Origin of the sequence: Flavobacterium sp. FlaQc-57, assembly GCF_044007395.1 — a bacterium.
In the GTDB taxonomy this organism is placed as follows: Bacteria; Bacteroidota; Bacteroidia; order Flavobacteriales; family Flavobacteriaceae; genus Flavobacterium.
Genome location: NZ_JBIPDA010000001.1, coordinates 1,307,569 through 1,332,228 on the forward strand (window position 1 = coordinate 1,307,569; position 24,660 = coordinate 1,332,228).

20 protein-coding genes are annotated in these 24,660 nt (G+C 35.8%); 19 read left to right on the top strand and 1 reads right to left on the bottom strand.

The genetic code is table 11. The features are described 5' to 3' along the window. Positions 1-6 precede the first annotated feature (6 nt). The 3 genes from ACHRVZ_RS05605 to ACHRVZ_RS05615 all read left to right on the top strand — a co-directional run bounded on the left by ACHRVZ_RS05605 (position 7) and on the right by ACHRVZ_RS05615 (position 3,362). Positions 7-969, top strand: a complete 963-nt coding sequence (locus ACHRVZ_RS05605) for a YhcG family protein (RefSeq protein WP_395421298.1) — start codon at positions 7-9, stop codon at positions 967-969. Positions 970-1,280: 311 nt separating this feature from the next. After that, on the top strand, positions 1,281-2,027 hold the full coding sequence (locus tag ACHRVZ_RS05610) for a hypothetical protein (RefSeq protein WP_395421210.1): 747 nt from the start codon (positions 1,281-1,283) through the stop codon (positions 2,025-2,027). A gap of 150 nt (positions 2,028-2,177) precedes the next feature. Next, positions 2,178-3,362, top strand: coding sequence for a hypothetical protein (locus tag ACHRVZ_RS05615; protein WP_395421211.1), 1,185 nt, complete (start codon positions 2,178-2,180; stop codon positions 3,360-3,362). A 64-nt stretch (positions 3,363-3,426) separates the two neighbouring features. On the opposite strand, the gene ACHRVZ_RS05620 is transcribed toward ACHRVZ_RS05615, so the two are convergent. Next, on the bottom strand, positions 3,427-4,284 hold the full coding sequence (locus ACHRVZ_RS05620) for a hypothetical protein (RefSeq protein ID WP_395421212.1): 858 nt from the start codon (positions 4,282-4,284) through the stop codon (positions 3,427-3,429). 329 nt (positions 4,285-4,613) lie between these two features. Here ACHRVZ_RS05620 and ACHRVZ_RS05625 point away from each other — a divergent pair, with 329 nt between their 5' ends. From ACHRVZ_RS05625 to ACHRVZ_RS05700, 16 genes are all read left to right on the top strand, one after another. Next, positions 4,614-6,398, top strand: coding sequence for a DUF262 domain-containing protein (locus ACHRVZ_RS05625; protein WP_395421213.1), 1,785 nt, complete (start codon positions 4,614-4,616; stop codon positions 6,396-6,398). A 3-nt stretch (positions 6,399-6,401) separates the two neighbouring features. Further along, positions 6,402-8,918 (top strand): DUF262 domain-containing protein, encoded by a 2,517-nt coding sequence (locus tag ACHRVZ_RS05630; protein ID WP_395421215.1) that lies wholly within the window; start codon positions 6,402-6,404, stop codon positions 8,916-8,918. A 426-nt stretch (positions 8,919-9,344) separates the two neighbouring features. Next, positions 9,345-9,731: a single-stranded DNA-binding protein gene (locus ACHRVZ_RS05635; RefSeq protein ID WP_395421216.1), complete on the top strand. Its 387-nt coding sequence runs from the start codon at positions 9,345-9,347 to the stop codon at positions 9,729-9,731. A gap of 30 nt (positions 9,732-9,761) precedes the next feature. Then, a complete protein-coding gene (locus ACHRVZ_RS05640; RefSeq protein ID WP_395421217.1) occupies positions 9,762-10,823 on the top strand; it encodes a DUF932 domain-containing protein in 1,062 nt (353 codons plus the stop codon). Between the two features lie 47 nt (positions 10,824-10,870). Continuing rightward, complete coding sequence (locus ACHRVZ_RS05645) at positions 10,871-11,077, top strand: hypothetical protein (RefSeq protein ID WP_395421218.1); 207 nt, start codon at positions 10,871-10,873, stop codon at positions 11,075-11,077. Between the two features lie 4 nt (positions 11,078-11,081). Next, positions 11,082-11,621, top strand: coding sequence for a prtrc system protein e (locus tag ACHRVZ_RS05650; protein ID WP_395421219.1), 540 nt, complete (start codon positions 11,082-11,084; stop codon positions 11,619-11,621). After that, positions 11,615-11,833, top strand: coding sequence for a PRTRC system protein C (locus ACHRVZ_RS05655; protein WP_395421220.1), 219 nt, complete (start codon positions 11,615-11,617; stop codon positions 11,831-11,833). The genes ACHRVZ_RS05650 and ACHRVZ_RS05655 overlap by 7 nt, the downstream gene beginning before the upstream one ends. Positions 11,834-11,889: 56 nt before the next feature. Further along, positions 11,890-12,468, top strand: coding sequence for a hypothetical protein (locus ACHRVZ_RS05660; RefSeq protein ID WP_395421221.1), 579 nt, complete (start codon positions 11,890-11,892; stop codon positions 12,466-12,468). 45 nt (positions 12,469-12,513) lie between these two features. After that, positions 12,514-12,981, top strand: a complete 468-nt coding sequence (locus ACHRVZ_RS05665) for a hypothetical protein (RefSeq protein ID WP_395421222.1) — start codon at positions 12,514-12,516, stop codon at positions 12,979-12,981. Beyond that, entirely contained in the window at positions 12,978-13,694 is a 717-nt protein-coding gene (locus ACHRVZ_RS05670) for a PRTRC system protein B (RefSeq protein WP_395421223.1), read from the top strand. The genes ACHRVZ_RS05665 and ACHRVZ_RS05670 overlap by 4 nt, the downstream gene beginning before the upstream one ends. Further along, positions 13,691-14,494, top strand: coding sequence for a PRTRC system ThiF family protein (locus ACHRVZ_RS05675; protein ID WP_395421224.1), 804 nt, complete (start codon positions 13,691-13,693; stop codon positions 14,492-14,494). Before ACHRVZ_RS05670 ends, ACHRVZ_RS05675 begins: the two co-directional genes overlap by 4 nt. 1,525 nt (positions 14,495-16,019) lie before the next feature. After that, positions 16,020-16,478: an MgtC/SapB family protein gene (locus tag ACHRVZ_RS05680; protein WP_395421226.1), complete on the top strand. Its 459-nt coding sequence runs from the start codon at positions 16,020-16,022 to the stop codon at positions 16,476-16,478. Positions 16,479-16,590: 112 nt separating this feature from the next. Next, positions 16,591-17,478 (top strand): bestrophin family protein, encoded by an 888-nt coding sequence (locus tag ACHRVZ_RS05685; protein WP_395421227.1) that lies wholly within the window; start codon positions 16,591-16,593, stop codon positions 17,476-17,478. A gap of 50 nt (positions 17,479-17,528) precedes the next feature. Then, positions 17,529-19,529, top strand: coding sequence for a heavy metal translocating P-type ATPase (locus tag ACHRVZ_RS05690; protein ID WP_395421228.1), 2,001 nt, complete (start codon positions 17,529-17,531; stop codon positions 19,527-19,529). 342 nt (positions 19,530-19,871) lie between these two features. Further along, positions 19,872-20,192 (top strand): DUF6660 family protein, encoded by a 321-nt coding sequence (locus ACHRVZ_RS05695; RefSeq protein ID WP_395421229.1) that lies wholly within the window; start codon positions 19,872-19,874, stop codon positions 20,190-20,192. A gap of 87 nt (positions 20,193-20,279) precedes the next feature. Next, positions 20,280-24,653 carry a CusA/CzcA family heavy metal efflux RND transporter gene (locus ACHRVZ_RS05700; protein WP_395421230.1) on the top strand — a complete coding sequence of 1,458 codons (4,374 nt, stop codon included), beginning with the start codon at positions 20,280-20,282 and terminating at the stop codon, positions 24,651-24,653. Positions 24,654-24,660 lie beyond the last annotated feature (7 nt).

Below are 24,660 nucleotides of genomic sequence, written 5' to 3' on the forward strand. Positions count from 1 at the left end.
ATAATGATACAGGAACAATTTACCGATATAATCCAATTAATAAAACAATCCAGATCAAATGCTATTACAGCAGTTAACACTGAAATGATTAATCTGTATTGGAATATTGGACAGTATATCCAAAATCGTATTGAAACTGAAGAATGGGGAAAATCAGTTGTGAAAGAACTGGCCGATTTTCTGCAGAAAAGCGAACCGGATTTAAAGGGATTTTCGGATAAGAATCTTTGGAGAATGAAGCAGTTTTATCAGACTTATAAAGCTTTTCCAAAACTCTCAGCACTGCTGAGAGAAATTAGCTGGACCAATAATCTCATCATTTTAAATAGGACCAAGTCAATCGAAGAACAGGAATTTTACCTGCGTCTCTCAAGTCAGGAAAAATTTAGTTCGCGGGAATTGGAAAGGCAGATAAACAGCGGTGTTTTTGAAAGAACAATGATTGGAAATTCAAAAGTCTCATCAGTGATGAGAGAATTACATCCTGATATCACAAATACATTTAAGGACAGCTATATATTTGATTTTTTAAACCTTTCTGAAACCTATACTGAGAGTGACTTGCAAAAAGGCCTGATTAATCAGATGAAAAATTTTATACTTGAACTCGGTAAGGATTTTCTATTTATCGCAGAAGAGTATAAAGTGCAGGTGGGACATAGTGATTTTTATATTGATCTGGTTTTTTATCACAGAGGCTTACAATGTCTGGTAGCATTTGAATTAAAATCAGATAAGTTTAAACCGGAACATCTTGGGCAGTTAAATTTTTATCTAGAAGCATTAGACCGGGATGTGAAAAAGCAGAATGAAAACCCAAGTATTGGTATTTTATTATGCAAAGACCAAGACCATGCAGTGGTAGAATATGCTTTAAGTAGAAGTCTATCTCCTACCATGGTAGCTGAATATAAGATTCAACTACCAGATAAGTATTTGCTTAAGCAGAAACTACACGATTTATTTTAACATTTATATTTTTTGAATTAAGAAATTTACGCTCAATAAATTCTTCACATGTAACGTCATCATCTATTTCGTATTGTAGATTAATAAATTCATCAATACTTCTTAAAAGCATACTCAAATTATGGTAAAGATTTTTAGGTTCATATTTAGAAAAAGATCGAATTCTTTTAAAAATTCGCCTAATTCGTTTCCTTCGAATTTTTTTTATTTAGGAATTGGATTTATTGTCTTTTTACATGTAAAGTATAGTTAAATTTGTTAGAAAAGTTATCTATAATTTAAAAAAAATCAATAATAAGAAACAAGACGATATGAAAAGATACATTGCATATTTTGACTTCCTGGGTTATAAAGAGTTTATTCTTAATAACGATAGTACATATTTAAAAGGGCGGGTAATACATATATTAAGAGATATAGAAATGGCGTTAGGCCAAGGAAAATACCATGAGCCTGAGAATGGCCGAATTTTATCTGACACGAGCCAAACAAGAATTAACTGCTTAAATATTTCGGATACAGTCATTTTCTGGACTAACGATGATAGTATTGAAAGCCTTGAAGAATTGTTAATCGTAGCTCACCGATTTAACTGGCAGGAGATTCTCTATAATTTCCCAATAAGAGGAGTGATATATTGTGACGAGTTGGAAATGATTTCTGGGAAAAAGACAAATACTGTTGGCTCAATTTATAGTGCTAACATGATTTATGGAAAAGGATTAGCGAATGCTCACATTAAAGGTGATAATTTAAGTTGGTCAGGTTCCGTCATTGATCACACTGTAATTGAAAATATCTCTGATCAAACTGATATTGTAAAATTCTTAGAGCCATTTGCAAAGCTTTATAAGGTACCTTATAAAAAGCCTTACCCAGATATTGGAGAAGAATATGCCCTTCACATAAATAAAGGGAAGTTAAATCAAGAAGCTTTTGAGAATACTAAAAAAGGAATAGAAGCAACCTTTAAAAGTGATAATAAAACTTTTGACCATCCTAGAGTTCAGGAAATACTGGCAAATACAATTAAGTATTTGGAAACCTATAAAGAATAATACTGTAAAATTTAGTTTTCTATTTTTATAGCAAAAAAAATCTTTTTTTAATTGATACAGAATATTGTTGTAAATAGTAATCCATTTGCAGATAGCGAAAGGTTTATAAGAATGAAACAAAAACAGAAATAGTGAATTAAAATCAATAAAATGGAATCAGAAGAAATCATAGATAAAGGCATTGAAGGTGAGAATTTCGTAACAAAACTTGCAGAAACATCTTATCTAAAATATTGGTGTTACCCCAATCCGATGGATATGACTGGTGACAAAAAAGAGATTTGTGACTTACTTATTCTATTTTTTGATACGGCGATTATTATTTCGGTTAAAAACTATAATGTTAATGGCAATTACGAACGATTCTTAAAAAGAGTTGTTGAAAAATCATCTAAACAATTGTTCGGAGCACAGAGAAAATTGTTTGGCTCTAAAGAAATAGTCTTGCAGCATGTTCTGCAAGGTGATAGAAAATTTGAACCTAATGACTATAAGAATATATTCAAAATCACTGTTAGTGTTGGCGAAGATTTTGAAAACTATGACTTTATTGACCATGATCAAGTCAAGGGTACCGTTAACATATTCAATCGACAAACCTTTGAAACTATCATTTTTGAATTCGATACAATCAAAGATCTGACGGAATATTTAATAGCACGAGAAGAATTGCTTATTGCCAATAAGGGGCTTTGTTGTAATTGCAGCGAAAAAGATTTAATAGCACAGTACCTGATGAATGCAAGGGAGTTTCCCGAGGAATTACTAAAAGATTTTGAAAATTTCACAAAATCATTACAAGGAAAATGGCAAAGATATCATGCTAACAAAGACGTGATTTTAAAAAAAATAGAAGAAGAGAACAGCTATTTTATCGATCGCTTAGTAAATACTGATGTATTACCACTGGAAAATGGAGAACTATTAGCAAAAGAATTTATGACCATGAGCCGGTTTGAGAGAAGAATCATGGCAAATAGTTTATTTGAACTCGTAAACAAGTATGAAGGCAACCAAGATGTTTTGGCTAGAAGATATACAGTATTCAATGGCATAGGGTTTCTTTTTGTATACTATCCCAAAGAAAGGGATGAAAAAGAAATTGATGCAATATTGTTTAGTGCCCAGCAACTATATTCCTACTTCAAAAAAGATAATAAAATCGTGATGCTTGCTGCTTCCAGGGGAATGAAGCAATGGAAATTTGGATTATTTCAGGCTACCGAAATGACTCTTGGTGCAGAAAAATATTTGCAAGCTTTAGCTTTACAATTCGGATGGTTCCAAAATGAAAAGAGAGTTGAGCGCAATATCAAGGAATATCCGAATGAATAATTTTATATTACCCAAGCAATTACAAGATAGGATCCAAAGCTAAAGTAAGATCTTATCCTTAATCCTATTTTATCTGTTCTATAATCGCGTTAGTTATCTCATCTATCAAAGGTGACCAATTTCCTTGTCTGGAAAAGCTGATAATTCTATATTTAGTTTGATCATTTTTTCTCAATTTAACTTCGTTTATGAATACATTTTGTCCTTTGTAATCATTTAGAAGTGTCAAATCTTGATAGGCGGAGTATCCTAATAAAACAATAGCCTTTGGTTTTATAACATTGATAGTATCAATCATTCTTTGTCTGAAGAAATTTTTTACCATACCTGATGTAACTTTATCTTTAGTTCCTATTATTTCTGCAATGTTTTTTTCTTTTGAAAGTAGATTGAAAATTTCCTTTAGTTCTTTTATAGATACAGTAGCAATTGGACAGATATTCGTATAGACGATTTTATTATGGACGTCATTTTCAATTAAATCATTAAGTTTTCTGATATCATGCTTTTTATCAGGATGTAATTTTTCACTATAAGAATATAAAATATCAATCATACGTGATGGGAATGAATTGTTTATTTTTTTTGTTTTTTCAAACCAATGATACCCATACCACTTCTTTTCTATAAACTCTCCTCTGGCATTGCCCTTTTTAAACCAGTCTAGGTTTAAGCTTTTTAAGTAAACGGGATCACTTATTATTCTTTTTGGAAAACCCTCTTTGGATTTAAGTTCCTTAAAAGCACCATCACCTGGATTTATCCCAAGTAATAATAGTTCCGGATTATGATTGATTTTACTTTGAATGGTTATAAAACCTCTATATAATTTTTTATAAACAGGATTTATTTCTAAGATTTTAATGATTGGAAGATATTTGTTTTCAATTTTTACCAATTCTTCAATTAAATTTTCATTCATATTTCACATATATTGCTGGTTAATCGATTAATGTTTACAATCGAATTAAACAAACTCTTTTTTTACTTAAAAAAAATAGGTCTAAGTTGTTAACTAATTATATTTTAGCACAAAAGCAGCAAGTTAGTCAGCTAATAATACAATGCATTACGGTTTTCCTTCTTTTATTGTTTGAACATTCTTTACATTAGCAAATGTAAAAGCAGTGCATCATAAACGGGCTTTTAAAAATTGTATTTTATGAGTCTTTACCGTTTTAAAACTTAAAATGATTGAATAATTAAGAAGTCTTTAAAATCTATCAAAGCAATAATAAAAATAAAATATTTATGAACAATAATACCTTAAAATTAAAATCAATTTTTGAACTTCTAAATGAAGAGTTCTATATTCCTTCTTATCAAAGAGGCTATAGATGGACTGATATTCAAGTCAAAGCTTTGCTTGCAGATATTTGGGATTTTAGAAATAAAGACCCTAAAAAGGAAGAGTTTTATTGTTTACAGCCTGTGGTTGTTACAAAGCCGGACAATAGCTCCGCTATTGCGTGGGAACTTATTGATGGACAGCAAAGACTAACAACCATCTATATTATCTTAAGTTTTTTTAATAAACGCTTTTCCGAAGAGTTTAGAAACCCCGTTTTCTCGCTGGAATATCAAACAAGAACCGACAGTAAAAAATACTTAGCTGATATTAACGATGCCGAAAAAAATGATAATATCGACTACTATTTCATTCATGAAGCCTATTCAGCCATAAGAGAATGGTTTAAAGGAAAGCAAAATTTCATCAACGATTTCGAATCTATTCTACTCAATAATACCAAAGTAATCTGGTATGAAGTAAATGATGATAGTACTGATTCTATTGATATTTTTACACGTATCAACATTGGAAAAATTCCATTAACCAATGCAGAGTTAGTAAAAGCATTATTCCTTCAAAAAGACAATTTTGAAGATAAAGCTACACTTAAACAACTTCAAATAGCTTCAGAATGGGATGCAATGGAAAAAAAGCTGCAAAACGATTCATTTTGGCATTTTATATACAGTACAAAAAATAACATGCAGTATGAAAACCGAATTGAATACATTTTTGATTTAATTCACGAAAAGAAAAAAGAGAACGAAGACCATTTTACATTCAATAAATTTCAAGATGAATTTACCGCTGATAAAATACGAAACAAAGGTATTCTGGATGTGGATGGACTTTGGCTCAAAGTCAAGAAATATTTCCTAACCATCGAAGAATGGTACAGCGAACGGGATTTATATCATTTAATAGGATTCTTGATAGAATATAAGGCAGACATAAACGAACTCAAAAAAACATCTGATAAACTTAGCAAAACGGTGTTTAAAGAACATCTTAAAACAGAAATAAAAGACAGACTAAGCAGCATCCAGATCGAATCTTTGGAGTATGGTCAAAATCCTTATGAAATCAGAATGATATTATTACTGTTTAACATCCAAACCATTTTAGCGACTAAAGAAGCCGATATGCGTTTTCCGTTCGACAAATACAAATCAGACAATTGGGATATTGAACACATCAATTCACAATCAGATAAAACAATAAGCCCCAAAGACCGAAAATCTTGGGCTATTGATATTTTAGAGTTTTATACAGGTTTGTATGGATATGCTTCGGATGTTTTTAATGAAAGAGGAATATCCCAGATAAATGCTCAAAAAGAAAAAATAGAAATATTAAAAGATATCACAAAAACAATCGCAAATAAATTAGTAACTATTTTAGAGAGCGAACACGTAAACGACGAACTTTTTCAGGAAGTCTACGAAGAGGTTCTTGAACTTTACATAGAAAAAGAAAACGGTCAGATTGATAACATTTCCAACCTTACTTTACTCGATGATGTAACAAACCGAAGTTATGGGAATGCTATGTTTTTCATTAAAAGAAAACGAATTATTGAAAATGATAAAAATGGAATCTTTGTGCCGATTTGTACTAAAAATGTGTTTCTAAAATACTACACCAGGCACTCTGATAATAATATGTACTGGAATCAAAAAGATGCCATTGATTATTTGGAAACTATAAAAGAAATATTAGGGGATTATTTAACGGTTAAAGAATAGAAGATGAGTCAAAATGATACATTATTACAAGGTAAAAGATTATCCTTTGTTCAGTTATTTATAGGGAATAATTATAATATAGAAATCCCTATTATTCAACGAGATTACGCACAGGGCAGAAAATCTACTTTTGAAGTAAGAGAACTTTTTCTTCAGGCATTACATGATTATTTAGAAGACGATATTCCAAACAGGGATTTAGATTTCGTATATGGAAGCACCGAAATAGAAGGGAACATTCAAAAATTTATTCCATTAGATGGTCAGCAGAGACTAACGACTTTGTTTTTGTTGCATTGGTATTTGGCTGTAGCTTCTAAAAATATTGAAGAATTTAAAGAAGTAATAAAACATAAAAATAAATCAAGGTTTTCTTATTTAACACGTACCAGTTCCGCTGAATTTTGTGATGCTTTATTAGAAAACCCAATAGATCTTTCAAATCTGTTAAAACCAGATAAAGGGTTAAAAAACAGTTTATCTAAAACGATAAAAGATTGCGGTTGGTACTTTCTTTCTTGGTCTTATGACCCTACTATCCAATCAATGCTGGTGATGCTTGATGCTATCCATGATAAATTTCAAAATAAAGAATATTTCTATGATAGACTAATAAATATTGAAAAGCCTATTATTACTTTTTTGTATCTTGATTTGGGAGAATTTAAGCTCACTGAAGATTTATACATAAAGATGAATTCCAGGGGTAAAACATTGACATCTTATGAGAATTTTAAAGCCAAATTCGAGCAGCACATAGCAGGTTCAAAATTGAATTTGGATAAGCAATATCAACTATCTTTTAAGGATAAACTAACTGATGTAACTCCTAAAGAATACTTTTCGTTTAAAATTGATACAGCCTGGGCAAATTTATTTTGGCAGTACCGGGATTTAAAAGGCGACATCCATACTTTTGATGACGAACTGATGAATTTCATTAGGACCATTATGTTATCCCAATTTGCAATTGATACAGCAAATAACAACAGTGAAGTATTAGAATATTTAATAGGAACTAGTGTTGCTAAAAAACGTGATGACTATTCAGATACTATTTCATTTTACAAATACAAAAGCTTTGACGTTCTCTCTGGTGAAGCGATCAAATATTTGATAGATGCTTTTAATACCTTAGAAAATGGCAATCATAAAATAAAGGAACATCTAGGAGATAATTTTTATTTTAATGAAGCAAAAAACTTTGAAGACGTTTTACAATTCAATTTGAAATTACCTCAAATAGTTCAGTTTCATGCTTACTTAAGATTTCTAATTCTCAATAAAGACGATTTGTCGGGATTATTTCAATGGATGAGAGTAATCTTTAATTTAACAGAAAACACGAATTTTGACAAAGCTGAAGATGTTGGCACTGCTATAAAATCAATCGAAAAAATAGTGCCTTTCAGTAATGATATTCTAAAATTTTTAACCTCGAATGATAATAAAATAGACTTCTTTCTTGGTCGTCAGGTTCAGGAAGAAAAAATAAAGGCACATTTAATACTAAAATCAGACCTTTGGAAACAAGAGATTGAAAGTGCTGAACAGCATAAATATTTTGCAGGACAAATAGCTTTTATGTTTGAATTTGCTGGTGTTTTGGAGTATTATGAAGAAATGGAAAGCTGCAATTGGGCAGAACATGATGATAATAAATATTTAACAGAATTTGTAAATTATAAAAACAAATCTTTAAGTCTTTTTAATCTTTTACATACAGATAAAAATAGTGATTTTAAACTGGAAAGAGCAGTGCTGACCAAAGGCGATTACTTAATAAATTCCTACTCGCGTTATAATTTTTTGAGCACAAATAAGAATTTAAGAGATTACAGTTGGAAAAGATTACTTCGTTTACCGCCGGTTAACTCAAAAGAAGAGGAAAAAAAACATTGGAAAGCCAAGAGAAATTATGTGAAAGAATTGTTTGATGATGTAAAATTCAACACGACGGATGTAGAAAAAGCATTGAGCAGTATTGTAAAGGCAGTTCCAAAAGATTGGAGAAAAAACTTTATAACAAATGAAGATTTAATTACGTATTGTTCTCAGGGATATATAGATTTTAAATCTGATGAAGAGATTTACCTTCTCATGCATTCGCAAAGAAATCATAGACATAAGGAAATGTTCACTTATAATTTGTATTTAAAATACATTGAGCCGGAGCTTCAGCATTTTACTCCTTTTCGTTTTGTTACTCATATGGAAATAAAAAGTACAGATGATATCTCAGGTATTCATCTTTATGATTGGGTCTATAAGAGAAAACAGTATCAATTTGAGATCTATAAATCACATGATTCAAATAAATATTTTATAGTTTTTAATAAATCAAAAGGAGATAAAAAGCAATCTGATTATGATACAAGCATTGGAGAAATATTGGAAAACCATAAACTTACCTGGGATCCAAAATTTAATTTTTATAGTTATGCTTTATCCAATGAAATAAAGGTTGTAGAACTTTTGAAATCAGTTTGTAAAGAATTGACTAACTTGGTTAGTGAATAATATTGGTAGTCTAAAAATATGATTATCAAAACAATACTTTGGCTCTCTTTTAAAGACGAGTAGAAAAACAACATTTAATTAATACACAAAGAGGCAGTCTAAAAATAGACTGCCTCTTTTTTTTTTAGCTTTCATCCGGCTTTTGTCTTTCGATTTAAACTTTCTTTTAAAGATACTTCAAAGTTTTAACTTATAGCTTTCACTCGAAACGGACTAAAAGGGCAGCTAAGATAGTGACTTAAGCATGCCTCGTGCGCATAATGGCGGCGCTCCCCTTGCCACCCTTCGGGACTTATAGCACTTACCCATCCTTAAGCCACTTACATCTTGCTTTCTTTTTTCCCGTTTTTTCGTTTTGAAAACAATTTTTGTGGGAGCAGGATTAGAGAGAAACTAAAACAGTAGTAATCTTTAAAAATTAAAATTATGGAAATCACAGGACGATTAACAGCAGATGCAGTAGTTCAAAAAGTGAACAGCGAAAAACAAGTGGTCAATTTCAGCATTGCCATCAATGACAATTACAAACCTAAGGGCAGTACCGAAGTAAAGGAAGTAGTTACCTATATCAATTGCTCCTATTGGCTGAATGCTAAAACAGCACAGTGGCTTAAAAAAGGAACCCTTGTACAGCTCTTTGGGCGTATTGGCATCAATGTATACAATAACAGCGAAGGCGTGGCGGTAGGAACGCTGACTTTTCACACCAATAACATTAAAATTTTGGTTTTTCCCAAAAAAGAAGATACCTCCCATGCCAATTCAGCAGTAAAGGAAAAGAAATCAAAAAAAGCACAGGACGTACCTTTTTAATTCTATCACAATCACTTAAAATATAATATCATGGCACACAATATTAATTACAACGAACACACAGGAAAACACAGTTTTTTCAGCACTAAGCAAAAAGCATGGCACAATTTGGGGCAGATCATTACCGATTACCCCACGAGCGCCGAGGCAATTCAGCACGCAGGTTTGGATTATGAAATAGAAAAACGTAAGATTTTCACAGCCGGTTCTGCCGAAATTATTTTGGATAATGAAATCGTTCATAATAATATAGAAGTACCAAATTACTTCAGTACGGTGCGCACCGATAATGATGCCGTACTCGGTGTAGTGGGCAAAGACTACCAAATCGTACAAAACAGGGACGCCTTTTCTTTTTTTGACAGCATTGTTGGCGGTGACGGTATCCTATACGAAACCGCAGGGGCGCTCGGAAAAGGGGAACGAATCTTTATAACAGCTAAACTGCCCGATTATATAAGGGTGGGTAACGATGATTTGATTGAGAAATACTTGTTCTTAACGACTTCCCATGACGGAAGCGGAAGCATAACCGCAGCATTCACCCCTATCCGTATCGTATGCAACAATACCCTGAATGCCGCTATGAACAATAAGACCAATACCGTGCGTATTCGCCATACCTCAAATGCCAAACAGCGTTTGGAACAGGCGCACAAAGTAATGGGTATATCAGATATGCTGGCTTCGCAAATGGAATCCATTTTTAACCATTGGACAAAAATCCGAATAACGGACAATGAAGTGAAAAAACTGATACAGTCCGCCCTTGTTCCGAGTAAAGAAGTGCTCAAAACTATACAAAATGGCAGGGAAGACGAATTATCTACTTGTTTTACCAATATGGTCGATAGCGCATTTGAATATGCCATGAGCAACCCCACACAACTGATGAAGACCACCAAAGGAACTGTCTTTGGGGCTTACAATGCAATCACAGGATATTTTCAGAATGTTAGAAATTACAAAGATGAAGAGGCTAAATTAACTTCCCTTTTGATGGGTGGTACAGGACAGATTCGCACACAGTCTGCTTTTAACCTTTGTGTGGATTTTGCAAATAAAGGCTCGGACGCCTTGATTCTGAATTAGCTAATCAGGACAGGCAGTTCCTGCCTGTCCTTTTAAACCCTGATATCATGATACAGATAGAAGATAAAAACGGAGAAAAATTTGAGGTTACCAATTTATCCGAAGCGATAAAACAGGCAGACTACTTCAGGAATTTTGCCCATGAAGACAAACTCTTTGAAAAGTTTGATGAAAAACGGCAAGCCTATTGGCAGGATATGTATGAGAAGCTAATGAAAATTAGTGATTTAGATGTAGAACAAACTAAAGAGTAAAGCAATGGAAACCAATTTTTTCAAATCAATCCTTTCCCTGCAGGTCGCAGGGAATTGGAAAATAAACATAGCAAGGGAAGAAACGGACAGACTCATTGTATCGGTATTGTTTTTTAACGATGACATTGGCGATGATGCCCGAAAAAAAGTACCACCTATTTTACTAAAAGGCACGGCGGAGGAACTCGACAACGGATTTTTTGAAGCGATTACAGAGCCTGTACAAGATACGGCACAGCTTTTTGCCAATATGGAACAGTTCCTCAAAGAAAAGGAACAAGCAAAAGTGAGTTCACAGATGGAAAAAGACAACATTCTGAAAATGGGCAAAGAAAAAGCAGAAATGCAGAAACAGTACGAATCAGCCATGAAAAAAGCAGAGGAACTTGAAACCGCAGGAAAATTTAAAGAAGCGTGGATGAAAGTGCCGTCTGCTGACCTGTATCCCGAGTACAAGGACATCATTTATGCCCGAAAAGCAGAGCTTTCCGATAAGTTCCCCATAGACCTTTTCAATGACCCTAAAACCGAACAGCCATGTTAACAGCTACGACCCTAGAGCGCATCTTTATCTTCAGGGATAAAGATCAGGAGATTAAACTCGCCGACCCATCCCCCTCATTCAGTCCCGAAGCGGTACTCAATTTTTATGCCCAGACCTATCCGATTTTAACCACGGCATCCATAGAGGGACCTGTTATAAATGACGATGCCCTGCAGTACAAATTCATATCACAAATAGGTACAAAAGGATAAACCATGAAAACACAAACGATAACAGGCAATATCAAACTGCCCAAAAACAAAAAGTTATGCAGACTATACAGACAGTTAGGGGAATTCGCAGAAAATACAGACCGACTGCCCGATGCACACCAAGTAAAAAAGAACCCGAACAGTTCCGCTCCGCTCGAACTCCTGCCGATGGTTTTTTAAGACATTCTTTTCTGCCCTTGTTCGAAATGGGTAAAAAAATACCCGACCAATTTCAGGTAGAAAATGATTTTTTTAATTCTCTTGCTCTCCTGACAGGATTGTATGGTTTTGAGGTTTTGGATACTACAGGCAAATCCTATCCCTATAATATATTATTAGCACATTGCCATGCTCAGAAGCAGTTGAACAGTTTGGGTCGCGATATTGAATTGTCCATTATGCAGTGTAATAATGGCTGTGTAAAATTAGCAACCAAGCATATTTATAACACGTGCAATACGCTGTACTATATTCCTGTACTGCCTTTATATAAGCTATTGCAGGACAGGAAACAGAAACAAACTGCAGAATTACTGCTCTCTGTTTTTGCCTATCTCTACCATATTGCAGGGATTCCCTATTACAGGGAAGACAATAGTTATCTTTATTACCACTATGAATGTATGGAAGAATGATTGATTGATGAATTGGAAGATGAAGAGTCTGAAAACGGAAATAGTATGATTTCAGAATTAAACACGGCTTCATACTATGGAGATGTTATGCACCGTAAAATCTACAATCCCTATCATTTGAGTGTCTTTGAAAAACGCATAGGCAGTTATAAATTCAATAACAGTTTCGAAAAAGACTGCCTGAGTGTTGCCAAACAAGCATTGGCACTAATGCTCGAATATCCTTCGGGTACAATTTTTCAAAATACCTCCAATGAGGTGTTTGAAAGTGAAGAAGGAATTATAAGAGCAGAAGAGTACATTTCCTTTATAGCAGAGACTGATGGACAACTCTATGAGAATATTGCACGGGTAATCAATGATGAATTGAACGAATGCTCCGAAATAGAAGAGCCTTCACTCCTGCAAATCTATGATACCCAAAACGAGTTAACCCATAAAGCGCTCGATTTCGAGTGTAGGCTGTTTCCTCTTTTAAATGATTTATGCACCCTTTTAAATAATATGCCATGAAAGATATAACTCAACAATTCGGGACATTATACAATCCTGTAAAAGCCTTTGTGGTCTATCAGAAAAACTCCGCTGAAAAATCCATTTATGTGGAAGCCTATGATATGGATAAAAATGGCTGTCCCATAAACGCCCATCCCTTAAGCCTTAAAGAAAGCACACAGCTTGCCAGTGCCCTTGATACTTCAGAAGAACTCACACGTAAATTTCTAAAACCATCAGGACTGCTTCCAAAAAATGTACTGCATTTGAATCCCGACCATGATGGTTCTGCTATTTGGTACACCCCTGCCCAAAAAGTCAGTTTGTTTTTTGTGGAGAGTTTAGCAATCCCAAACGCAGAAGCATTTGTACCGCCTTTATTATGGAAAGCCTCCAAAAACACCCTGTATATCTATGCAATGGTTGCAGACAAAATAATAAACGAACAGACAGCACTGTATCATGCACCCTTTTTTAATTTATATAATGATGGAAGGGTATGCATGGGTACAGTGAAAGTTGATATAAAAGCAGATTGTCATTTACAAGATTTCATGCAGTCATGGGAGCAGTATTTCTTTAAAAGCTATTTCAGTCATCTCATTGGAAATACAAGTCCTGTAAAAGGAAACATCATACAGCTTTGGCAGAAATTGGTGGGTAGCGGTAAACCGTTTCCCATAAAATCCCTAATCAAAAATGGTTTAACTCTTAAAAAATTACTATCATGAATACACAAAGCGCCATACATTACGGGCACAATTACCTGATAAACCCAGCCAATCCCATAACGGTAAATCTTATTGGAGCAGGAGGAACAGGAAGCAGGATGCTCACTGAACTCGCAAGAATGAACCACAGCCTTATAGCCTTGGGACATCCTGGACTACAGGTTAATTTGTTCGATGATGATGTAGTCACTAATGCCAATCAGGGACGACAGCTTTTTGCAGATGCTGAGGTTGGGCTTCCCAAAGCAGTAGCACTTATAAATCGTATCAATCGCTTTTTTGGAACGAATTGGAAAGCCGTAACAGAGCAATTTTCAACAGCTAATCTGAAATCCCTGCCCAATCGTGGCAGGGCAAATATTTACATTAGTTGTGTTGATACCGTATCGGCACGTTTTGATATTGCAGATTTCCTGCTGAATAGTAATGGGAACAGCGATTTTGAGCGTACCAAATCCCTCTATTGGCTTGATCTCGGCAACGCTCAAAATACAGGACAGGCGATACTCTCAACAATCACGGAAATCCAACAGCCTGATTCCAAACTATACAGGACTGTACCGAGTCTTCCGATGGTAACCGATGAATTTAAGGAATTACTGCAAGTACAGAGCGATAACAATGAGCCGAGTTGTTCGCTTGCCGAGGCACTTGAAAAACAGGATTTATTTATTAATGCGACACTTGCCAGTATGGGGGCATCACTACTATGGAAATTATTTCGTGAAGGAATGACTGCTCAGAGAGGATTTTTTCTGAATCTTGGCACTTTTAGGTTAGAACCTATAGCGGTAGGCTAATGCCCGCCGCCCCGCAATTGGGCTTCCTCTGGTCGGGCAATTGCGGGGCGCTTTAAAACGGAACAACATCATTAGCTATATTGCTCATTACGCAATCGCAATATAGCTAATGATGTTGTTCCGTTTTAATATTTTTATTTTCAGACATCTTTAATAATCTATTAACACGTCTCTAGGTTTTATACATATGTTAGTTTCTTATCATCAAATTCTCGCATTCTAAATTCCCCCGGCATATATAAGTGGAACATTTATGCTATCATCTAAGAAACAACATCAAACATAACAACTTTAAGCGTTTACTAATCAAACATAATCTCATCATAACGGAAAAAGCAGTTCAAAATAAGATCAAGTCACGATAAAAAATAGGTACTAGGGTTTTTTTCTAGTTTTCTATTGACTCAATAAAATTAATTGTATACTTTTATAATGTGAAATTTCTCAACTTCATATTAACAATCTATCTGCTAAGCCTGCCGTGTTTTACCTGCGCAGATACGCAGATGCAAATTGTTGTTTCATCATCCTCTGGAATAGTGAAACAGCTCAATTTTAGCAAGGATACAACTTCACACAACACAAAAAATGATTTATGCTCGCCCTTATGCTGTTGTGCCTGTTGTGGCATTGTTAGTGCTGTAGAAAAGGAGCCTATTGATTTTACTATTGTACTTCATAAAATTTCACCTCAGGTTTCCAACTACCAATCGCTTTTAACGTCAAGCTTCTTTGGAAGCATTTGGCAGCCTCCACAGATTATTTCATAATATTAATTTATTATGGCGACTCTAGGTCAGGAAGGTGTATAATTATGTTATAATAATTATATTTGGACAGTATCAAAAAAAGGGTGTACACGGGAAATAACCGATTCAAATCTACTGTATCCAAAGAAAGTAAAAAGATAACCCTTTGCCCTTTTCTAAATTATTTTATCGTGATGATTTCTATTTTATTCTTTTTTACAAGTAGCACAAGAATACGTCATTTCTCTGTCGCACATAATATAATCGAAGGATATTATTTCATTACACTGTTATTTGATGTAGCCGTGATGCAAAGACAGTATCTTTAAATTACATATTAGAAAGCCTAAAATAGAAGTACGATGATATTCAATATGCAAAACTAAGCAAAACATTATGTACTCGCACCTTTAGATGACAACGGCACAATCACTGCTAAAAATGAAAATAAAAGCTGCATTACTTTGTTTAAATATATGCCTGTTAACAATTTGCCTCAGAAACAACAAGGATAAGCTTTCGATACTTCAGAAACAGGGGAAAAGAATCGTGGCGAAGACATAAATTCACTTGCCTATGACAGGGTTGTGAAAAGAAAAACATATAAATAAAAGGGCGGTACCTGGTTTGCCACATTAAAATCGTCGTACATTTTCAACAATCAAAATGCTCTGAGAAAATTGGTTACACGACCAGATAAACTTTATCAGTATTTGGTTTCCAAAGGAATGAAAGAAATTTTTATAGCTGGAAATTAATTCTTAATTTAGATACATATGGATATTAACACAGAACTTGCAATACTTATCAAAATAATTGTTTCGTTTATTTTAGGATTTCTGATTGGTCTGGACAGAGAGCGACATGACCATGATGCAGGAGTACGAACTTATGCAGCAGTCTGCATTGGAGCTACTCTGTTTACCTCCATCACGGTTCATTTAGCCAATGATCCTGCAGCCGCGTCAAGGGTAATAGCCAATATTGTTACCGGTGTGGGGTTCCTTGGTGCAGGAATCATATACAGGAACAATCATGCCAATTCGTCACATGGACTAACAACAGCCGCTACAGTTTGGTGTACTTCTGCTGTAGGCGTAGCTGTGGGCCTTAACATGTACCTTATTGCTGTGGCAAGTTCCGCTGCTTTATACTACCTGCTCTCACTGCATCATCAAAAATGGTATGTAAGATGGAAAAAAAAGATAAAATATAACCATGATGAAAACTTATAGGTCATCCTTAAAATATACTACTATAATAAATAATAAGGTAGTCAGGAAAACTTTGGACAGAATCTTCATCTGAAATACCTACATGAATTAATCATTAAAGAAAGTTCATACTATGTTAGTTAAAAACAATAAAGATTCAATAATCTATTTTTTCAGATCCATCTGGCTTGATATTACTGCCATAGTGATCTATGCGGTTTTAATAGGCACACTGGATCACGTGACCATACTCAGGCAGATTGCCATACCTCTCCCTATAACCGGCATAATGGGCACTATAGTGGCATTACTTCTGGCTTTCAGGACGGCGCAATCCTATGAGCGCTGGTGGGAGGCACGGAAAGTATGGGGAGAAATTGTAAATGATTCCAGAACACTTCTTCGACAGATCAAGCAGTTTTTACCTGAGCTGGAATATCAGAGAGAACTTAAAGAATTTGCACAAAGACAGACTATTTGGTGCTATGCCTTGTCAGAGAGCCTGAGAAAGATCCCTTTCTCTGAGAAAGTGCTGCACTATTTAGAACAACATAAAATTACGGCCAATAATATTCCCGCCGAACTTCTCAACAGGCACGCAGACCAGCTTGCCTTAATCTGCAAAACCTACCAGATAAACGATAACAAGCAGGTACAGATCGACACGACCATTGCACGTCTGAACGATGCAATGGGAAAATGTGAAAGAATTAAAAATACCGTATTTCCAAAGTCATACAGCTTACTGATTCACTTTCTAATTTACGTCTTAATCTCCATACTTCCTTTTGGACTTGAAGATAACTTTCCTATCCTTGAAATTTTTCTAACCATAGTTGTAGCCTCAATGCTCATAGGAGTAGAAAAAACTGCAATCATTATGCAGGACCCATTCGAAAACAGTCCAACCGATGTACCCATGAGTGCATTAAGCTCCGTGATTGAAAATAACATCAAAGAAATATGCAGTGATACTGCCATACCGCCGCTGGCACCAGACAATTATTATTACATTAATTAACTTAGATTAACATTGTGAAATGAATTTCACACTATTTAAAAACAGATATTATGATTGAAAACAGCAATAATTCAGATTTTCAGGCCGGAGACCAACTTAGCAATCATGCTGAGCACGATAAAGCAGCTCCGGAAAAGCAACAAACAATACATACAGATGATGATGGTCACGACCATAATGCAACTGATACGGATTCGGGATGGAAAAGCCACTGGCAGCTGTTACTTGCCATTATAATACTGGTGGCAATGTTAGTACTTGAATTTGGCTTTGAGTTTGTCCCGCCATTCCCTGCCAACCTTATAATTTTTTCTGCCGCTTATCTCCTTTCAGGCTACAATGTACTTTATATGGCTTACAGAAAAGCTAAACGATTTGATTTTTTTAACGAATTTTTCCTGATGAGCGTTGCCACGATTGGGGCATTTGCAATTGGGTCTTATAGTGAAGGTGTTGCTGTGATGGCGTTTTATTCGGTAGGCGAGTGGTTTCAGGATGCTGCAGTTAACCGCGCCAAAAGAAGCATTCAGGCACTTCTGGACATCAGGCCTGATAAGGTTGCTGTTCAAAGAGATGGCAGTTTTGTAGTCGTGGATCCCAAAGAAGTAAAACCAGAAGAGATTATACAAATAAAGCCTGGTGAAAAAGTGGCTTTGGATGGCGAACTGCTTTCTGAAAAAGCTTCATTTAACACAGCAGCACTCACAGGAGAAAGCAAACCTGACACCAAAAATAAAGGAGAAAAGATATACGCTGGTATGATCAATTTAAATACCGTTTCCCAAATCAAGGTAACCTCACTTTTTCAGGATAGCAAGCTAAGTAAAATTTTGGAAATGGTTCAGGATGCCACATCGCGCAAATCGCAAACACAGTTATTCATCAGCAGGTTTGCCAAAATTTATACTCCTATTGTTTTTACCCTGGCGCTCGCAGTGTGTTTTGTTCCTTTTTTCTTCGTAGATCCTTATGTTTTCAATGTATGGTTTTACAGAGCCTTAGTGTTCTTGGTCATAAGCTGTCCTTGTGCTCTTGTGGTTTCGATACCACTTGGGTATTTCGGTGGAATCGGACTGGCATCAAGAAATGGCATACTTTTTAAAGGTTCAAATTTTCTTGATGTAATGACTGAAATTAATGTAGTTGTCATGGATAAAACAGGCACTCTTACTGAAGGTATATTTAAAGTGCAGGATATCAAATCAAAAGAAATTCCCCAGGAGGAGCTTCTTAAATATGCCGCAGCTATTGAAAGCCAGTCCACACACCCTATTGGACTTGCCGTTGTGGAACATGCCGGGAAGGATTCAATTAAAGGTATAGAAATTTCCAACGTGGAAGAAATATCCGGCCATGGACTCAAAGGAACCATAGCCGGCAAGGAAGTCCTTGCCGGAAATACAAAACTCATGAAAAAATTTGGTATCGAATATCCTGCCGAAATTGATGCGATAGTATATACTATTGTAGTACTCTCCCTTGATAAAAAGTATGCAGGACATATAACGATCGCAGATAAAATAAAAGAAGATGCCTTACAGGCCATCAAAGATTTACATGAATTAAAAATACAAACTGTAATGCTTTCCGGTGATAAGCAAACCGTTGTCGATGAAGTTGCCAGAAACCTGGGCATTGACAATGCGTACGGAGATTTGCTGCCGGAAGGAAAAGTAGAAAAAGTTACAGCGCTGAAAAATGAAGGAAAGAAAATTGCTTTTGTCGGTGACGGCGTCAATGATGCTCCTGTTGTAGCATTGGCAGATGCCGGAATTGCCATGGGTGGACTGGGCAGTGATGCCACAATCGAAACTGCTGACATTGTCATACAAAATGACCAGCCCTCTAAGATCGTTACGTCCATAAAAATTGGAAAACTTACAAAAAAAATTGTTTGGCAGAATATTATCCTGGCAATGGTCGTAAAGGTAATAGTGTTGGCATTAGGCGCCGGGGGGGTTGCTACCCTTTGGGAAGCTGTTATTGCTGATGTTGGGGTATCGCTCTTAGCTATACTTAATGCCGTTAGGATCCAAAGATTAAAAATCTAACATTTATTACTGAAAATTTTATTGATCTGAGAGAACTAGCTTGATATAAAAAATGGCATCTTACTATTTTCAGTAAACAAATGCAAAAAGATTACGGAATTTTAAAAATTATGGGTTCATACAAATAGTATGGATCCATAATTTTTTTATAAATGTGTTCTAAATCGGATACTGCTGCTACATTATTTTCTAAATTATCTGTTGTCACCTGTATTAAGTTATTGTGCTTAATCTGGAAAAAATGTAGAAAGTTGAACTGTATAATTTAAAATGGATTCCTGCTTATAATAAAAAAAAACAATTATCTGCATCCATATTATATAATTATGTATTTTTGCTTTCGTGAAATACATATGCACCATATTAACTCTGATTTTCATCACCCTTTCGGCCATTCCATGTGCCGATAGTCAGAGTAATGCCTTGAGTACTTCACATGTTTCCTTCTTAGATTCTTCTTCACATAAAAAACAAAGTAAAGATGATTGTTCTCCGTTTTGCACCTGTAATTGCTGCAGAACCATTCTTTGTTTGGATTTTGATAGCCAGATCGCAAAAGAAGTGATCGCAAGTTCACCTATAAGAAAAAAACAACAAAGCTACGTTTCAGTAGCTTACTCCCGTTTTCACGGTTCCATCTGGCAACCGCCCAAAATTAGTTAAATGACTTTTGTATTTTCGATCTGATCGAAGTGATTCGTTGTGGCATCATGCCATACTATTTATCGTCATTTAACTAAATTTTCATTCATGTTAAACAAAATCATCCAGTTCTCTATAAAGAACAAATTGATTATTGGGCTTATGGTCTTAGCCTTAATAATCTGGGGAATTTATTCCGTCAGACAGCTACCTATTGATGCTGTCCCTGACATTACAAACAATCAGGTACAAATCCTAACCAGTTCTCCAAGCAACGGAGCAGAAGATATTGAACGCTTTGTCACCTTTCCTGTGGAACAGACAATGGCAACTATTAAAGACATAGAGGAAGTTCGCTCTTTCAGCCGTTTCGGCTTGTCAGTTGTTACTGTTGTTTTTAAGGAAAATATTGATATCTACTGGGCAAGACAGCAAGTTGCAGAACGTCTTAGCGAAGCAAGCGAACAAATTCCTCCTGGTATGGGATTGCCGCAGATGGCTCCCGTTTCAACCGGCTTAGGTGAGATCTACCAATACGTACTGCATCCTAAAAAAGGACAGGAAAAAAAGTATAATGCCACAGAGCTTCGTACCATTCAGGACTGGATTGTGCGAAGACAGCTCTTAGGAGTTGACGGTATCGCTGATGTCAGCAGCTTTGGAGGTTTTCTTAAACAATATGAAATAACCCTTAATCCTGACAAACTGCGTAGTATGAACATCAGTATAAATGATGTCTTTCAAGCACTTGAGAAAAACAACCAAAATACGGGCGGAGCCTATATTGATAAAAAACCAAATGCCTACTTCATTCGAAGCGAGGGTTTAATCAATAATGTTGATGATATTGAAAACATTGTCGTTAAAACCAATGCTAACAGTACTCCTGTTTTAATTCGAAATGTCGCCGAGGTTAATATTGGGGCAGCTACCCGGTATGGTGCAATGACAAGAAACGATGAAGGTGAAGTGGTCGGCGGAATTGTTTTGATGCTAAAAGGGGCCAATGCATCCAAAGTAATTGGGAATGTAAAAACCCGAATGGAGCAGATTAAAAAAACGTTGCCGGAAGGTGTTACTATAGAACCTTTCTTAGACAGGACTAAATTGGTTGACAATGCTATCGGCACAGTTACCAAAAATCTTGCAGAAGGAGCCCTTATTGTAATATTTGTCTTGGTATTGCTTTTAGGAAATTTGAGAGCCGGACTTATTGTGGCATCTGTAATCCCACTGGCTATGCTATTTGCTATATGCCTTATGAATCTCTTTGGTGTCGATGGCAATTTGATGAGCCTGGGTGCAATTGATTTTGGATTAATTGTAGATGGAGCCGTCATTATTATAGAGGCCACAATGCATTATCTGCATGTCAAACATAAGGGTCAGGTCCTTACACAAGAACAGATGGATCACAGCGTTATGAGTAATGCGCGTAAAATGATGAGTTCTGCTGCCTTTGGTCAAATCGTGATTCTTATCGTATATCTACCAATTCTGGTATTGGTAGGCGTAGAAGGCAAAATGTTCAGGCCTATGGCACAAACAGTATCTTTTGCAATATTGGGAGCTTTTATACTTTCATTGACTTACGTGCCTGTTATGAGTGCGCTATTTTTAAGCAAAAAAGTAGCTGTAAAGGAAAACATTTCAGATCGGATTGTTAATGCTATACAAAGGGCTTATACACCGATTTTGGCTTTTGCACTTCGCTCCAAAGCTATTATAGTGGGGATTGCCGTTGGAATGCTGGTATTAAGCATGATCGTGTTTACTTATCTCGGAGCCGAATTTATTCCGACTCTCGAAGAAGGCGATTTTGCTGTAGAACTTAGAGTTCTGACCGGCAGCAGCCTTTCTCAGACCATTGAAACAACACAAAAAACAGCTAAGGTACTTAAAGATAATTTTCCTGAAGTAAAGGAAGTTATTGGTAAGATTGGTTCTTCTGAGATTCCTACCGACCCCATGCCTGTAGAAGCATGTGATATGATGGTTATCTTAAAAGATAAAAGTGAGTGGACAAGTGCTGACAATTCAGCCGAACTCGCAGAATTGATGCAGAAAAAACTTGAAGAAAATATAGCAGGAGCCACTTTTGGATTCCAACAGCCGATTCAAATGCGTTCCAATGAATTAATTTCAGGTGTAAAACAGGACGTGGCCATTAAAATATTTGGTGAAGATTTAGATAAACTATCCAAATACGCTAAACAAATAGGTTCAATAGCGGGTAAAATCAATGGTGCAGAGGACATTTATGTGGAGCAGGTTTCGGGGCTGCCACAAATTGTAATTGGCTTTCAAAGAGATAAAATAGCACAGTTTGGTCTAAATGTAGAAGACGTAAATACAGCGATTCGCTCGGCCTTTGCCGGTGAAGCCGCAGGACTGGTTTTTGAAGGCGAGAAAAGATTCAGTCTGGTAGTAAGACTTGGAAAAGAAAATCGACAGTCGATCGATGATATAAAAAACCTCTTTATTACTGCCCCTAATGGAAATCAGATTCCTTTAGATCAGCTTGCCAATGTTAGTTTTAAAGAAGGTCCAAACCAGATACAGAGAGAAGATGCCAAAAGAAGAATTATTGTCGGCTTTAATGTGCGTGGAAGGGATGTAGAGAGTGTTGTTGCTGAAATTCAGAAAAAAATAGACACACAGGTTAAATTCGAATCAGGTTATTATCCTACTTATGGAGGTACATTTGAAAATCTGCAGGCTGCAAAAGAACGTCTGACTATTGCTGTACCTGCATCGCTTATGCTGATATTTTTATTATTGTTCTTTGCTTTTGGTTCCGTTAAGCAGGCATTGCTAATATTTACTGCCATTCCTTTATCAGCCATTGGAGGTATATTTGCCTTATGGATGCGAGGCATGCCGTTTAGTATTTCCGCTGGAGTCGGGTTTATCGCTCTCTTTGGTGTTGCAGTATTAAATGGTATCGTACTGATTGCCGAATTTAATCTCCTGAAGAGAGAAGGTATGGATGACCTGAAACAAATCGTTATAAAGGGAACTTCTGTCAGGCTAAGGCCCGTAGTAATGACAGCCCTTGTGGCTTCACTTGGATTTTTGCCAATGGCTCTATCCCATGGTAGTGGAGGAGAAGTGCAAAAACCTCTGGCGACAGTTGTAATAGGCGGTTTATTTACTGCAACGCTGCTTACTTTATTGGTCCTGCCAATACTTTATATATGGTTTGAAAAATTTAATAAGAAAGCTATGAAGATAAATCCAACAGTAGCCATTATTGTTTTGGTGCTTACAGCTAATTTTGCTACAGCACAAAATAAGACCTTAACCTTAGAACAGTCTATCGAAGAGGGATTGCGAAACAACCGCGAAGTACTCATCTCACAATTGGATATTAACTATCAGCAACAGCTGAAAAAATCTGCTGTAGAAATCCCAAAAACTGAAATTTCAGGTCAATTTGGACAATACAACAGCTATGTAAAAAACGATAAAAATTTTGCTGTATCCCAGACTATTCCTTTTCCTACTGTCTTTGGAGCAAATGCAGCATTAGGAAATGCGTTGGTAAAAAGTAGTGAGTTAAGAACCAATATCACTAAAAATGAACTAATCTACCGTATCAGAAACACATATACAAATTTACAGTATTTGTATGCTAGGCAGGCCCTTCTGAGAAAGCAGGACAGTATATTTTCCGGCTTCCTTAAATCAGCAAAACTGCGCTTCGAAACAGGGGAAAGTACCCTCTTGGAACAAAGCACTGCTGAGACACAACTAAACGAGACACGGAATGTTTTAAGACAGGACGAGGCAAATATTGAAATTTATCTTTCTCAGCTTCAAGCATTACTGGGAAGCAGCGAGCGTATAGCTATTGCAGATAAAACTTTAGTACTCTCCGATTATACAGCGGTGGATAATGCTGCACTTGCATCTTCAAATCCTTCATTGGCATTTATACAGCAACAGATCGAGGTTGCAAAACTTCAAAAAAGAGTACAGAAAACAAAAGCACTGCCCGATCTAACCTTTGGTTATTTTAATCAATCCCTTATAGGTTCTCCTCTTAATGCTTCGGGAACCGAGCTCGCCCGTTCAGGCGACAGGTTTCAGGGGTTTCAGGCCGGTATCTCTTTACCAATTTTCTTTGGCTCATACAGTTCAAGAGTAAAAGCGGCCGAAATTAATACTCAGGTAGCTTCTAAAACACTGGAGAGTCAACAGATAACGATAAAAGGACAGTTTGAGCAGGCCTCGCAGGAATACATGAAAAATAAAACAAGTATTGATTACTATCTAACATCTGGCTTGCCAAATGCTGAACTACTCTTAAACAAAAGTGAAAGCGCATACAAAAATGGTGATATCAGTTATGCCGAAAATCTTTTTAATTTAAGGACCGCCACAGGAATCCAGGAGAATTATTTGTCAGCAATTTTACAATACAACCTGAGTATTTCCCTGTTGGAATACCTTTCAGGAACAAACCAATTATCAAGATAAAATCAAA

Coding starts and splice junctions, on each gene's coding strand:
- ACHRVZ_RS05620 (WP_395421212.1), bottom strand. CDS start 4,284: ATGAATGAAAATTTAATTGAAGAATTGGTAAAAATTGAAAACAAATAT.
- ACHRVZ_RS05610 (WP_395421210.1), top strand. CDS start 1,281: ATGAAAAGATACATTGCATATTTTGACTTCCTGGGTTATAAAGAGTTT.
- ACHRVZ_RS05665 (WP_395421222.1), top strand. CDS start 12,514: ATGATTTCAGAATTAAACACGGCTTCATACTATGGAGATGTTATGCAC.
- ACHRVZ_RS05655 (WP_395421220.1), top strand. CDS start 11,615: ATGTTAACAGCTACGACCCTAGAGCGCATCTTTATCTTCAGGGATAAA.
- ACHRVZ_RS05700 (WP_395421230.1), top strand. CDS start 20,280: ATGTTAAACAAAATCATCCAGTTCTCTATAAAGAACAAATTGATTATT.
- ACHRVZ_RS05615 (WP_395421211.1), top strand. CDS start 2,178: ATGGAATCAGAAGAAATCATAGATAAAGGCATTGAAGGTGAGAATTTC.
- ACHRVZ_RS05635 (WP_395421216.1), top strand. CDS start 9,345: ATGGAAATCACAGGACGATTAACAGCAGATGCAGTAGTTCAAAAAGTG.
- ACHRVZ_RS05625 (WP_395421213.1), top strand. CDS start 4,614: ATGAACAATAATACCTTAAAATTAAAATCAATTTTTGAACTTCTAAAT.
- ACHRVZ_RS05650 (WP_395421219.1), top strand. CDS start 11,082: ATGGAAACCAATTTTTTCAAATCAATCCTTTCCCTGCAGGTCGCAGGG.
- ACHRVZ_RS05640 (WP_395421217.1), top strand. CDS start 9,762: ATGGCACACAATATTAATTACAACGAACACACAGGAAAACACAGTTTT.
- ACHRVZ_RS05630 (WP_395421215.1), top strand. CDS start 6,402: ATGAGTCAAAATGATACATTATTACAAGGTAAAAGATTATCCTTTGTT.
- ACHRVZ_RS05675 (WP_395421224.1), top strand. CDS start 13,691: ATGAATACACAAAGCGCCATACATTACGGGCACAATTACCTGATAAAC.
- ACHRVZ_RS05670 (WP_395421223.1), top strand. CDS start 12,978: ATGAAAGATATAACTCAACAATTCGGGACATTATACAATCCTGTAAAA.
- ACHRVZ_RS05645 (WP_395421218.1), top strand. CDS start 10,871: ATGATACAGATAGAAGATAAAAACGGAGAAAAATTTGAGGTTACCAAT.
- ACHRVZ_RS05685 (WP_395421227.1), top strand. CDS start 16,591: ATGTTAGTTAAAAACAATAAAGATTCAATAATCTATTTTTTCAGATCC.
- ACHRVZ_RS05690 (WP_395421228.1), top strand. CDS start 17,529: ATGATTGAAAACAGCAATAATTCAGATTTTCAGGCCGGAGACCAACTT.
- ACHRVZ_RS05660 (WP_395421221.1), top strand. CDS start 11,890: ATGCAGACTATACAGACAGTTAGGGGAATTCGCAGAAAATACAGACCG.
- ACHRVZ_RS05680 (WP_395421226.1), top strand. CDS start 16,020: ATGGATATTAACACAGAACTTGCAATACTTATCAAAATAATTGTTTCG.